Source organism: Lysinibacillus sp. FSL K6-0232 (genome assembly GCF_038008325.1).
GTDB lineage: Bacteria > Bacillota > Bacilli > Bacillales_A > Planococcaceae > Lysinibacillus.
The window spans coordinates 12,501-26,717 of record NZ_JBBOYW010000001.1 but is presented as its reverse complement, the minus strand read 5'-3'; the positions used below and the strand labels follow the sequence as shown (position 1 = coordinate 26,717).

The window sequence follows — 14,217 nt, the reverse complement described above, 5'->3', positions numbered from 1 at the left end:
CCTTTCGCCTACTAGCGTATGCATTACTGTGTGAAAATGTGAAAAAGCACATGAATGTTTGAAAACAATCATGTGCCCTAGTATTAATTATTAAAATAAGCCTCCAACAAAGTCTGAAATGCCTCCCCATAAATTGCCGAAGAAGTTACCAACGCCTTGGAAGAATAATGAGATACGCCCAGCACGCTCTACAGCGGTTGTTGTTACAACATCAGATGAAATATCCTTCCCATCGATAAAGCCGTAATCTGTGCCTTCTGTGCGCTCAAGAACAACTTTCCCTACAACAGTATCTTTTTTAACACCTGCTTCTAAGCTCTTTTTATCTAAAACAAGTGTAGGTTTATATAAATCTTTATCAGAAGATTTCACCATAAATGAAATAGGCTCTTTTACAGCAATCTCTACTTTATCTTCTTTCCCTTTTGTTACTTTTACTGTTTTTTGATCTTTAAATGTATAGTTGGCTGGTAAAATTTCCTCTTTTGAAAATTGTGAAAAGCCATAGTTAAATAATTTTGCTGTTGCATCGAAACGTGCTTCATATGAACCCACACCATTTGCATCAACAGCTTTCATCACAACTGCAATTAAACGTGTATCATTACGCTTTGCAGTTCCTGTAAAACTATGACCTGCAAAGTCTGTTGTACCCGTTTTTAATCCATCTACTCCTTGATACTCATAGATTAACCCAGGCAGCATAAAGTTCCAGTTAGACATTTTAATAGCATCCTCTGTACCTTCACGGAATATCTTCTTAGCAATGCTAGACGTTTCTAACACATTTGGATGATCTTTTAACAAATGATATGCCAGTTTTGCTACAGATTTAGCAGGCATCACATTTTCATCCTTTGGTCCTGTGCCTGATGGATGCATACCAAATAAATCAGCATTATTAAGACCCGTAGCATTTACAAATTTGTAGTTCTCTAAACCAAGTTCTTCCGCCTTTTTATTCATTAACTTTAAAAACTCAGTTTCAGAGCCTGCAATTGTTTCTGCAATCGCTACTGTTGCTGCATTCGCTGAATAAATAACCATTGCCTCATATAATTCACGAATCGTATAAGATCCATCTCTACGTAAAGGTACATTACTTAATGCACGATTTTGCGACATACGATACGTATAATCTGTTACATGATACTCTTGGTCCCATTTAACTGTCCCTGCATTAATTGCGTCCAATAACAGGTATTCAGTCATCATTTTTGTCATACTTGCGATACCTAGCGAAGTATCTGCATTTTGTTCATATAAAATTTTCCCTGAGTCTGCGTCAATTAAAATCGCAGCATCCACTGTTAATCCTAAATCTGTTTCTGCATTTGCCTGTGTAGGGATACCAGCAAACACGCTTAATAGCAAAACAGGAATTAGGAGTAAGCGTAATACGGTGCTTATTTTCTTTTTCACCTTGAAAGCCCTCCAAAAAATAATCTTGTCCTCGACATTTTATCATAGATAGCTATCAACGTGTTGACTCTCTACCATAAAAAAATGCCTTCGCGCCATCTTTGTAGACGAAGCGAAAGCATAAAAGTTGCAAGCAATATATTACATTGAATAATTTGGCGATTCTTTTGTAATTTGTACATCATGTGGATGCGATTCACGTAGACCTGCACCTGTCATTTTAACAAACTGTGCATTTTCTCGTAGATATTCAAGATTTGGTGCTCCACAGTAGCCCATACCAGCACGAATACCACCGATTAATTGGTAAACTGTATCAGCTAGAGGTCCTTTATATGGAAGACGTCCCTCAATACCTTCTGGCACTAATTTTTTCGCATCTTCTTGGAAGTAACGATCCTTTGAACCTTTTTCCATTGCCCCAATTGAGCCCATACCACGATAAACTTTGAAGCGACGACCTTGGAAAATTTCTGTTTCTCCTGGAGATTCAGATGTACCTGCAAGCAATGAACCAAGCATAACAATATTCCCACCAGCAGCTAAAGCTTTTACGATATCACCAGAGTATTTAATACCACCATCGGCAATAATTGTTTTACCAAGCTCACGAGCTACTGTAGCACAATCATAAACTGCTGTAATTTGCGGTACACCTACGCCAGCAACTACACGTGTAGTACATATAGAGCCAGGACCAATACCAACTTTCACAACATCTGCACCAGCTTCAAACAATGCACGCGCACCTTCTGCAGTTGCTACATTACCAGCGATAATTTCTAGCTCTGGATATGTTTCACGGATAGAACGAATTGTTTGTAACACACCTTCTGAGTGACCATGTGCTGTATCGATTACAACAATATCAACTTGTGCTTCTACAAGCTTCTCAATACGTACCATTGTATCCTTTGATACACCAACAGCTGCACCTACAAGTAAACGACCATGTGTATCTTTAGCAGCGTTCGGGAATTCAATCACTTTTTCAATGTCTTTAATTGTGATAAGTCCAGTTAATCGACCTTCTTCATCGACAATTGGAAGTTTTTCGATTTTATATTGTTGAAGAATTTTTTCAGCATCTTCTAAAGTTGTCCCAATAGGTGCTGTAATTAAATCCTCTTTTGTCATAACATCTTCAATTTTTAAAGAATAGTCAGAGATAAAACGTAAGTCACGGTTTGTAATAATCCCTACAAGCTTTTGGTTTTCCATGCTATCTACAATAGGTACACCAGAGATTCTATATTTCCCCATTAAGTGCTCAGCATCGAAAACTTGATGAGTCGGAGTTAAGAAGAATGGGTTTGTAATAACACCATTTTCAGAACGTTTTACTTTTTCTACTTGTTCAGCTTGCTCATCGATTCCCATATTTTTATGGATAATACCGATACCACCTTGGCGTGCCATAGCAATTGCCATTTTAGACTCTGTCACTGTATCCATACCTGCACTGACCAACGGAATATTTAATTTAATCTTTGGCGTTAGTTGAACAGATAAATCAACATCTTTCGGTAATACTTCGGAATGAGCTGGTACTAATAATACATCATCAAAAGTTAAACCTTCTTTGGCAAATTTAGTTTCCCACATTTTCGTAACTTCCTCCTATGGTTAAAAGAATATTAATTGTAAGATTAACAACGTGGACTGCTACTGTCAAGAAACTTCTAAAAGAAAGACAATTCAGATTTTTAATCATAGTAAATCTAATCAAAAATTCCAACTAAATAGCAATGCAAAAAGTATTTTATAATAGAAAATATATGATGATAGAATAAGCAAGTTTTGCAATATTTTCTTTAAATTATAAACAAATTTCTTAAAAATAAAAAAGCAACCAGCGTTTAGCTGACTGCTTTTCTATATAGATTGCCTAGCGATGTCCTACTCTCACAGGGGGAAGCCCCCAACTACCATCGGCGCGAAAGAGCTTAACTTCCGTGTTCGGGATGGGAACGGGTGTGACCTCTTTGCCATTATCACTAGACTATATTTGACCTTCAATTTGTAGCTTGAAGCTCTCTTTTGGTTGAAAGAATTATTCTTTCAAAACTGGATAAACGGTGCATTGAATTGCGTCAAACTGGTTTTGGTTAAGTCCTCGATCGATTAGTATTCGTCAGCTCCATGTGTCGCCACACTTCCACCTCGAACCTATCTACCTCATCGTCTTTGAGGGATCTTACTTACTTGCGTAATGGGAAATCTCATCTTGAGGGGGGCTTCATGCTTAGATGCTTTCAGCACTTATCCCGTCCACACATAGCTACCCAGCGATGCCTTTGGCAAGACAACTGGTACACCAGCGGTGTGTCCATCCCGGTCCTCTCGTACTAAGGACAGCTCCTCTCAAATTTCCTACGCCCACGACGGATAGGGACCGAACTGTCTCACGACGTTCTGAACCCAGCTCGCGTACCGCTTTAATGGGCGAACAGCCCAACCCTTGGGACCGACTACAGCCCCAGGATGCGATGAGCCGACATCGAGGTGCCAAACCTCCCCGTCGATGTGGACTCTTGGGGGAGATAAGCCTGTTATCCCCGGGGTAGCTTTTATCCGTTGAGCGATGGCCCTTCCATGCGGAACCACCGGATCACTAAGCCCGTCTTTCGACCCTGCTCGACTTGTCGGTCTCGCAGTCAAGCTCCCTTGTGCCTTTACACTCTACGAATGATTTCCAACCATTCTGAGGGAACCTTTGGGCGCCTCCGTTACCTTTTAGGAGGCGACCGCCCCAGTCAAACTGTCCGCCTGACACTGTCTCCTGCCCCGCTAAGGGGCATGGGTTAGAATTTCAATACAACCAGGGTAGTATCCCACCGACGCCTCCTTCGAAGCTGGCGCTCCGAGATCTCTGGCTCCTACCTATCCTGTACAAGTTGTACCAAAATTCAATATCAGGCTACAGTAAAGCTCCACGGGGTCTTTCCGTCCTGTCGCGGGTAACCTGCATCTTCACAGGTACTATAATTTCACCGAGTCTCTCGTTGAGACAGTGCCCAGATCGTTACGCCTTTCGTGCGGGTCGGAACTTACCCGACAAGGAATTTCGCTACCTTAGGACCGTTATAGTTACGGCCGCCGTTTACTGGGGCTTCAATTCGTAGCTTCGCTTGCGCTAACCACTCCTCTTAACCTTCCAGCACCGGGCAGGCGTCAGCCCCTATACGTCACCTTACGGTTTTGCAGAGACCTGTGTTTTTGCTAAACAGTCGCCTGGGCCTATTCACTGCGGCTCTCTCGGGCTTTCACCCTAACAGAGCACCCCTTCTCCCGAAGTTACGGGGTCATTTTGCCGAGTTCCTTAACGAGAGTTCTCTCGCACACCTTAGGATTCTCTCCTCGACTACCTGTGTCGGTTTGCGGTACGGGCACCTCTCACCTCGATAGAGGCTTTTCTTGGCAGTGTGAAATCAGGAACTTCGTCCATACGGACTCGCCATCACAGCTTGGCGTTACAGTGTGCGGATTTGCCTACACACACACCTTACTGCTTGGACGCGCATTACCAACAGCGCGCTTACCCTATCCTCCTGCGTCCCCCCATTTCTCAAACGGTGAGGAGGTGGTACAGGAATATCAACCTGTTGTCCATCGCCTACGCCTATCGGCCTCGGCTTAGGTCCCGACTAACCCTGAGCGGACGAGCCTTCCTCAGGAAACCTTAGTCATACGGTGGACGGGATTCTCACCCGTCTTTCGCTACTCATACCGGCATTCTCACTTCTAAGCGCTCCACCAGTCCTTCCGGTCTGACTTCAACGCCCTTAGAACGCTCTCCTACCACTGACATCGTAGATGTCAATCCACAGCTTCGGTGAATCGTTTAGCCCCGATACATTTTCGGCGCAGCGTCACTCGACCAGTGAGCTATTACGCACTCTTTAAATGATGGCTGCTTCTAAGCCAACATCCTGGTTGTCTGTGCAACGCCACATCCTTTTCCACTTAACGATTACTTTGGGACCTTAGCTGGTGGTCTGGGCTGTTTCCCTTTTGACTACGGATCTTATCACTCGCAGTCTGACTCCCGTGTATAAATATCTGGCATTCGGAGTTTGTCTGAATTCGGTAAACCGGGATGGCCCCCTAGTCCAAACAGTGCTCTACCTCCAGTATTCTCATCACGAGGCTAGCCCTAAAGCTATTTCGGAGAGAACCAGCTATCTCCAAGTTCGATTGGAATTTCTCCGCTACCCACACCTCATCCCCGCACTTTTCAACGTGCGTGGGTTCGGGCCTCCAGTAAGTGTTACCTTACCTTCACCCTGGACATGGGTAGATCACCTGGTTTCGGGTCTACGACCACGTACTACTTCGCCCTATTCAGACTCGCTTTCGCTGCGGCTCCGCCTTCTACAGCTTAACCTTGCACGTAATCGTAACTCGCCGGTTCATTCTACAAAAGGCACGCTATCACCCATGAACGGGCTCTAACTACTTGTAGGCACACGGTTTCAGGTTCTCTTTCACTCCCCTCCCGGGGTGCTTTTCACCTTTCCCTCACGGTACTGGTTCACTATCGGTCACTAGGTAGTATTTAGCCTTGGGAGATGGTCCTCCCGGATTCCGACGGAATTTCACGTGTTCCGCCGTACTCAGGATCCACTCAGGAGAGAACGAACTTTCGACTACAGGGCTATTACCTGCTCTGGCGGACCTTTCCAAGTCGCTTCATCTAACTCGCTCTTTTGTAACTCCGTATAGAGTGTCCTACAACCCCAAGAGGCAAGCCTCTTGGTTTGGGCTCTTCCCGTTTCGCTCGCCGCTACTCAGGGAATCGATTTTTCTTTCTCTTCCTCCAGGTACTTAGATGTTTCAGTTCCCTGGGTCTGCCTTCAAGACGCTATGTATTCACGTCAAGATACTACGCCATTAAACGTAGTGGGTTCCCCCATTCGGAAATCTCCGGATCAAAGCTCACTTACAGCTCCCCGAAGCATATCGGTGTTAGTGCCGTCCTTCTTCGGCTCCTAGTGCCAAGGCATTCGCCGTGCGCCCTTAATAACTTAACCGTCGGCTTTCGATATACGTCGTTATCCAGCGTCAGCTTCATTCGCTCGCTCAGTCACGTACAGAGGTACGCTCCTTTACTCACTCAATCGCTTCCTTGTCTAACTCGTATCTCAAAACCCTTAAATTATTAAGCCTAAAAAACTTAAAAAATAAATGTGTTTGTTACAATTTCAATGTCGTTTTATCCAGTTTTCAAAGAACAAAGCTACTACCTGCTTCTATTGTTGAGAATAACAGGAGTACATGATTTTGAAGTATTTCATTCAGAAGAATGAACCTTCAAAACTGAACAGCAAAACGTAATCGTACAAACCCAAGGTTTGTATTCCGAAAATATCCTTAGAAAGGAGGTGATCCAGCCGCACCTTCCGATACGGCTACCTTGTTACGACTTCACCCCAATCATCTATCCCACCTTCGGCGGCTGGCTCCAAAAGGTTACCTCACCGACTTCGGGTGTTACAAACTCTCGTGGTGTGACGGGCGGTGTGTACAAGGCCCGGGAACGTATTCACCGCGGCATGCTGATCCGCGATTACTAGCGATTCCGGCTTCATGTAGGCGAGTTGCAGCCTACAATCCGAACTGAGAACGACTTTATCGGATTAGCTCCCTCTCGCGAGTTGGCAACCGTTTGTATCGTCCATTGTAGCACGTGTGTAGCCCAGGTCATAAGGGGCATGATGATTTGACGTCATCCCCACCTTCCTCCGGTTTGTCACCGGCAGTCACCTTAGAGTGCCCAACTAAATGATGGCAACTAAGATCAAGGGTTGCGCTCGTTGCGGGACTTAACCCAACATCTCACGACACGAGCTGACGACAACCATGCACCACCTGTCACCGTTGCCCCCGAAGGGGAAACTATATCTCTACAGTGGTCAACGGGATGTCAAGACCTGGTAAGGTTCTTCGCGTTGCTTCGAATTAAACCACATGCTCCACCGCTTGTGCGGGCCCCCGTCAATTCCTTTGAGTTTCAGTCTTGCGACCGTACTCCCCAGGCGGAGTGCTTAATGCGTTAGCTGCAGCACTAAGGGGCGGAAACCCCCTAACACTTAGCACTCATCGTTTACGGCGTGGACTACCAGGGTATCTAATCCTGTTTGCTCCCCACGCTTTCGCGCCTCAGCGTCAGTTACAGACCAGAAAGTCGCCTTCGCCACTGGTGTTCCTCCAAATCTCTACGCATTTCACCGCTACACTTGGAATTCCACTTTCCTCTTCTGCACTCAAGTCCCCCAGTTTCCAATGACCCTCCACGGTTGAGCCGTGGGCTTTCACATCAGACTTAAAGGACCGCCTGCGCGCGCTTTACGCCCAATAATTCCGGACAACGCTTGCCACCTACGTATTACCGCGGCTGCTGGCACGTAGTTAGCCGTGGCTTTCTAATAAGGTACCGTCAAGGTACAGCCAGTTACTACTGTACTTGTTCTTCCCTTACAACAGAGTTTTACGATCCGAAAACCTTCTTCACTCACGCGGCGTTGCTCCATCAGGCTTTCGCCCATTGTGGAAGATTCCCTACTGCTGCCTCCCGTAGGAGTCTGGGCCGTGTCTCAGTCCCAGTGTGGCCGATCACCCTCTCAGGTCGGCTACGCATCGTCGCCTTGGTGAGCCGTTACCTCACCAACTAGCTAATGCGCCGCGGGTCCATCCTGTAGCGATAGCAGAACCATCTTTCAACTCAAAAACATGTGTTTCCAAGTATCATTCGGTATTAGCCCCGGTTTCCCGGAGTTATCCCCAACTACAGGGTAGGTTACCCACGTGTTACTCACCCGTCCGCCGCTAACGTCAGAGGAGCAAGCTCCTCCTCTGTTCGCTCGACTTGCATGTATTAGGCACGCCGCCAGCGTTCGTCCTGAGCCAGGATCAAACTCTCCATAAAAAGAAATTTGATTTGCTCAAATTGTTTTGCTGGCATCTCATCTTCATTCGATGTCCAAAATTATTTCGTTCACTTACTAAAGTAAGCTACTAAAATTTATTGATTACGTTTTGCTTGTTCAGTTTTCAAGGTTCATTTATAAGTGTTACCTCTTTATTAAGAGTTAACTTTTATATAATAACATGTTCTATATTCTTTGTCAAACAGTTATTTTTTATTTTAGTAGTTACTGTTTCAGCAGCAACTCTTATATAATAACACCTTGTTTATGAATGGTCAATAGTTTTATATAATTTTTTATAACCTGAACCTCGGCCAATTTCTTAAAAATTGAATCGTACGATTTCTTCCTATTTCTAATAGCGTTTCTTTTGTTTCTTCATTCAAATCAAATTGAGTTGCACTATAATCTTCTACAGGAATAAAAATAATCTCTCTCTCATGTCGTCTTGATATATATCGTTCATCATGTGCATCTTTCATAGTTGAAAATAATGCTTCAAATAAATTCAAACCATTTTTTATTTCATGAGGACATTGTTCTTCTCTTCTTCTACTAAGTTTTAGACCTAAAATTGGCCTTGCTTTTCGTCCCTCTCTATCATCAAATATCCATAATGGGAAATTACTTAAAACACCGCCATCAACAATGATTGATTCGCCTCTACCATTTTTTAATGTAACTGGTTCAAAAAAGAATGGTATGCCACAACTCATACGTAATGCGCAGGCAACAGAAAAGTTTTCGGCATCAATATGGTATTTATGCAAGTCATCTGGCAACACAATCATTCTGCCATTTGTTAAATCTGACGCTACTAATTTTAAAGAGTCTTTAGGTAAATCACCAAAAGTATATACACCTTTTTCTGATAATTTTTTGAAAAACCATTTTTCTAATGCTTTACCTTTGTACAAGCCTAAATGATTATATACATTTATCCATTTCATAAACGGAAAAGGAAAGAATGTTCTTCTTGGATCTAATAATGAAGGTATATCTAGTTCTTCTAGCATTATTTCAATCTCTTTACCACTATATCCTGCAGCAATAAAGGCAGCTAGAATCGCGCCTGCACTTGTACCAGCCACACGTTTAAATCGGAAATTTTCAGCTTCTAACACTTGATATGCCCCTACTAATGCAAATCCTTTCAAACCTCCACCAGAAAACACACCATCAATCCACAAAATTCCCTCTCCTTTTTCACGTAATCTTTACAGTATAAGAGCAGGTCATGTCGATTAGAACCAAATTCTATACTTTCTTGTCAGAAATAAAAGTTATACATATAGATAAAATGTTGATTGATAAACATAAGTTTTATGTAATAAGTGAAATGCGACTTTCAAAACTTCATTTACACCATCATCATATTTGTAAAATAAGAATCTACAATAAAAGAAGTACAGTTTGGTTTGTTGCATTTGGAAGATAAAGCCTATTTCGATAAGTATTATTATAAATATTTAAATAAAATAAATCATTTTAAATTACATTTATTGCTACGGCAAGCAATGCTACACAAAGCTTTTAAACAGAATAACCAAGCTATTTACAATTAAAGATTTTGAATCACCAAATATTTAAGAAGCAGATGGTGATAATACCTAAAATTTTTGAGAATGCACTTTGACATTGTAATAAGGAAGGATGCCATATTGCATTCGATACTGGGCAACTATTTACTACTTTCAAAAATAAGCATATTAGACCTTTGTTTTGGGGTGTTTTTCTATGGCTAAATATAGTGAAGAGTTTAAATTCATGGTGGTACAAGATTATTTAAATAGTCCATTAAGTTATCGAGTCATTGCGAGGAAATATAGAATCGCTGCAAAATCTCAAGTAAGACATTGGGGACATGTCTTTAAAAAATTGGGACGAAGTGGCAACAGCGATTCAATTTAATTATGAATAACCCTAGTTTAATTGCCATCTGGAAATGAACTGCTTTGTCTGGAGGTTGCGTATTAAAAAAAGTGGAAGGCTTTTCGAGAGAACCCGGATGCCTTCCTCAAAAAGCACAAGCAGTGATTACCTTTGAACATAAAGCAGAACGATTCCGATTAAAAGGTGTTTTCCAACAGGTGGATATACCTGAAGCCACATACCATTATCACATGAAGCAGCTACAGTTGGACAATCCGAATCAAGCTTGAAAAACATTGATTCTAAAAACTTTTGAGAAGCATGAAGGTAGATATAGATATCGTTACATTCATGCGGAATTAAAAGCGCAAGGACACACAATCAAACATTAAAAAGTACAACGCATTATGCAGAATTTGAACTTTAAATACATGAAATTCGTGTGTAAATCTCGTTATCAATCGTATAAAAGGGCTGTGAGGAAAGTGGCAAAAAAACGTTTCAACACACCATAGCCCTTCAAAAACTAGTGACTGATGTAACAGAATTCAAATGTACAGACAATGAAAAGCTTTATTTGAGCCCAATTATTGAATTTATATAGCGGAGAAATTGTTGGTTTGAGTATGGCTAAACGCCCAATACTTGAGTTCGTGATCTATTCACTCAAACAAGCATTTCCAATTCTTCAAATGTGTATGCAATATCGAACAACGATTCATTCCGATCAGGGGTGGCACTATCATAAAAACAACAAGAATCAAAATAAAAAAACAGCCAGCATTTAGCTAACTGCTTTTCTATATAGATTGCCTAGCGATGTCCTACTCTCACAGGGGGAAGCCCCCAACTACCATCGGCGCGAAAGAGCTTAACTTCCGTGTTCGGGATGGGAACGGGTGTGACCTCTTTGCCATTATCACTAGACTATATTTGACCTTCAATTTGTAGCTTGAAGCTCTCTTTTGGTTGAAAGAATTATTCTTTCAAAACTGGATAAACGGGCATTGAATTGCGTCAAACTGGTTTTGGTTAAGTCCTCGATCGATTAGTATTCGTCAGCTCCATGTGTCGCCACACTTCCACCTCGAACCTATCTACCTCATCGTCTTTGAGGGATCTTACTTACTTGCGTAATGGGAAATCTCATCTTGAGGGGGGCTTCATGCTTAGATGCTTTCAGCACTTATCCCGTCCACACATAGCTACCCAGCGATGCCTTTGGCAAGACAACTGGTACACCAGCGGTGTGTCCATCCCGGTCCTCTCGTACTAAGGACAGCTCCTCTCAAATTTCCTACGCCCACGACGGATAGGGACCGAACTGTCTCACGACGTTCTGAACCCAGCTCGCGTACCGCTTTAATGGGCGAACAGCCCAACCCTTGGGACCGACTACAGCCCCAGGATGCGATGAGCCGACATCGAGGTGCCAAACCTCCCCGTCGATGTGGACTCTTGGGGGAGATAAGCCTGTTATCCCCGGGGTAGCTTTTATCCGTTGAGCGATGGCCCTTCCATGCGGAACCACCGGATCACTAAGCCCGTCTTTCGACCCTGCTCGACTTGTCGGTCTCGCAGTCAAGCTCCCTTGTGCCTTTACACTCTACGAATGATTTCCAACCATTCTGAGGGAACCTTTGGGCGCCTCCGTTACCTTTTAGGAGGCGACCGCCCCAGTCAAACTGTCCGCCTGACACTGTCTCCTGCCCCGCTAAGGGGCATGGGTTAGAATTTCAATACAACCAGGGTAGTATCCCACCGACGCCTCCTTCGAAGCTGGCGCTCCGAGATCTCTGGCTCCTACCTATCCTGTACAAGTTGTACCAAAATTCAATATCAGGCTACAGTAAAGCTCCACGGGGTCTTTCCGTCCTGTCGCGGGTAACCTGCATCTTCACAGGTACTATAATTTCACCGAGTCTCTCGTTGAGACAGTGCCCAGATCGTTACGCCTTTCGTGCGGGTCGGAACTTACCCGACAAGGAATTTCGCTACCTTAGGACCGTTATAGTTACGGCCGCCGTTTACTGGGGCTTCAATTCGTAGCTTCGCTTGCGCTAACCACTCCTCTTAACCTTCCAGCACCGGGCAGGCGTCAGCCCCTATACGTCACCTTACGGTTTTGCAGAGACCTGTGTTTTTGCTAAACAGTCGCCTGGGCCTATTCACTGCGGCTCTCTCGGGCTTTCACCCTAACAGAGCACCCCTTCTCCCGAAGTTACGGGGTCATTTTGCCGAGTTCCTTAACGAGAGTTCTCTCGCACACCTTAGGATTCTCTCCTCGACTACCTGTGTCGGTTTGCGGTACGGGCACCTCTCACCTCGATAGAGGCTTTTCTTGGCAGTGTGAAATCAGGAACTTCGTCCATACGGACTCGCCATCACAGCTTGGCGTTACAGTGTGCGGATTTGCCTACACACACGCCTTACTGCTTGGACGCGCATTTCCAACAGCGCGCTTACCCTATCCTCCTGCGTCCCCCCATTTCTCAAACGGTGAGGAGGTGGTACAGGAATATCAACCTGTTGTCCATCGCCTACGCCTATCGGCCTCGGCTTAGGTCCCGACTAACCCTGAGCGGACGAGCCTTCCTCAGGAAACCTTAGTCATACGGTGGACGGGATTCTCACCCGTCTTTCGCTACTCATACCGGCATTCTCACTTCTAAGCGCTCCACCAGTCCTTCCGGTCTGACTTCAACGCCCTTAGAACGCTCTCCTACCACTGACATCGTAGATGTCAATCCACAGCTTCGGTGAATCGTTTAGCCCCGATACATTTTCGGCGCAGCGTCACTCGACCAGTGAGCTATTACGCACTCTTTAAATGATGGCTGCTTCTAAGCCAACATCCTGGTTGTCTGTGCAACGCCACATCCTTTTCCACTTAACGATTACTTTGGGACCTTAGCTGGTGGTCTGGGCTGTTTCCCTTTTGACTACGGATCTTATCACTCGCAGTCTGACTCCCGTGTATAAATATCTGGCATTCGGAGTTTGTCTGAATTCGGTAAACCGGGATGGCCCCCTAGTCCAAACAGTGCTCTACCTCCAGTATTCTCATCACGAGGCTAGCCCTAAAGCTATTTCGGAGAGAACCAGCTATCTCCAAGTTCGATTGGAATTTCTCCGCTACCCACACCTCATCCCCGCACTTTTCAACGTGCGTGGGTTCGGGCCTCCAGTAAGTGTTACCTTACCTTCACCCTGGACATGGGTAGATCACCTGGTTTCGGGTCTACGACCACGTACTACTTCGCCCTATTCAGACTCGCTTTCGCTGCGGCTCCGCCTTCTACAGCTTAACCTTGCACGTAATCGTAACTCGCCGGTTCATTCTACAAAAGGCACGCTATCACCCATGAACGGGCTCTAACTACTTGTAGGCACACGGTTTCAGGTTCTCTTTCACTCCCCTCCCGGGGTGCTTTTCACCTTTCCCTCACGGTACTGGTTCACTATCGGTCACTAGGTAGTATTTAGCCTTGGGAGATGGTCCTCCCGGATTCCGACGGAATTTCACGTGTTCCGCCGTACTCAGGATCCACTCAGGAGAGAACGAACTTTCGACTACAGGGCTATTACCTGCTCTGGCGGACCTTTCCAAGTCGCTTCATCTAACTCGCTCTTTTGTAACTCCGTATAGAGTGTCCTACAACCCCAAGAGGCAAGCCTCTTGGTTTGGGCTCTTCCCGTTTCGCTCGCCGCTACTCAGGGAATCGATTTTTCTTTCTCTTCCTCCAGGTACTTAGATGTTTCAGTTCCCTGGGTCTGCCTTCAAGACGCTATGTATTCACGTCAAGATACTACGCCATTAAACGTAGTGGGTTCCCCCATTCGGAAATCTCCGGATCAAAGCTCACTTACAGCTCCCCGAAGCATATCGGTGTTAGTGCCGTCCTTCTTCGGCTCCTAGTGCCAAGGCATTCGCCGTGCGCCCTTAATAACTTAACCGTCGGCTTTCGATATACATCGTTATCCAGCGTCAGCT

The 14,217-nt window shown here is 44.6% G+C and carries 5 protein-coding genes and 5 rRNA genes; 2 read left to right on the top strand and 8 right to left on the bottom strand.

Annotation, left to right across the window (positions count from 1 at the left end; genetic code table 11):
- Positions 1-90: 90 nt before the first annotated feature.
- The 6 genes from MHB42_RS00100 to MHB42_RS00075 all read right to left on the bottom strand — a co-directional run bounded on the left by MHB42_RS00100 (position 91) and on the right by MHB42_RS00075 (position 9,541).
- A complete protein-coding gene (locus MHB42_RS00100) occupies positions 91-1,422 on the bottom strand; it encodes a D-alanyl-D-alanine carboxypeptidase family protein (RefSeq protein WP_340803718.1) in 1,332 nt (443 codons plus the stop codon).
- A gap of 141 nt (positions 1,423-1,563) precedes the next feature.
- Positions 1,564-3,027, bottom strand: coding sequence for an IMP dehydrogenase (guaB, locus tag MHB42_RS00095; protein ID WP_340803717.1), 1,464 nt, complete (start codon positions 3,025-3,027; stop codon positions 1,564-1,566).
- A 281-nt stretch (positions 3,028-3,308) separates the two neighbouring features.
- Positions 3,309-3,424, bottom strand: a 5S ribosomal RNA gene (gene rrf, locus MHB42_RS00090).
- Between the two features lie 102 nt (positions 3,425-3,526).
- Positions 3,527-6,455 (bottom strand): 23S ribosomal RNA (locus MHB42_RS00085).
- Positions 6,456-6,799: 344 nt separating this feature from the next.
- A 16S ribosomal RNA gene (locus tag MHB42_RS00080) occupies positions 6,800-8,350 on the bottom strand.
- The 16S, 23S and 5S rRNA genes sit together here, the layout of an rRNA operon.
- A 297-nt stretch (positions 8,351-8,647) precedes the next feature.
- A complete protein-coding gene (locus MHB42_RS00075; RefSeq protein ID WP_340803716.1) occupies positions 8,648-9,541 on the bottom strand; it encodes a patatin-like phospholipase family protein in 894 nt (297 codons plus the stop codon).
- Between the two features lie 547 nt (positions 9,542-10,088).
- On the opposite strand from MHB42_RS00075, the gene MHB42_RS00070 reads away from it, so the two are divergent.
- Positions 10,089-10,262 (top strand): transposase, encoded by a 174-nt coding sequence (locus tag MHB42_RS00070; protein ID WP_340803714.1) that lies wholly within the window; start codon positions 10,089-10,091, stop codon positions 10,260-10,262.
- 122 nt (positions 10,263-10,384) lie between these two features.
- Complete coding sequence (locus MHB42_RS00065) at positions 10,385-10,513, top strand: hypothetical protein (protein WP_340803713.1); 129 nt, start codon at positions 10,385-10,387, stop codon at positions 10,511-10,513.
- A 521-nt stretch (positions 10,514-11,034) separates the two neighbouring features.
- On the opposite strand, the gene rrf (MHB42_RS00060) is transcribed toward MHB42_RS00065, so the two are convergent.
- Positions 11,035-11,150 (bottom strand): 5S ribosomal RNA (gene rrf / locus MHB42_RS00060).
- A 101-nt stretch (positions 11,151-11,251) separates the two neighbouring features.
- Positions 11,252-14,180: ribosomal RNA gene (locus MHB42_RS00055) — 23S ribosomal RNA — on the bottom strand.
- Positions 14,181-14,217: the final 37 nt, after the last annotated feature.

Excerpts from the sequence above, each read along its gene's own strand:
- guaB (WP_340803717.1), bottom strand. The coding sequence starts at position 3,027 with ATGTGGGAAACTAAATTTGCCAAAGAAGGTTTAACTTTTGATGATGTA.
- MHB42_RS00070 (WP_340803714.1), top strand. The coding sequence starts at position 10,089 with ATGGCTAAATATAGTGAAGAGTTTAAATTCATGGTGGTACAAGATTAT.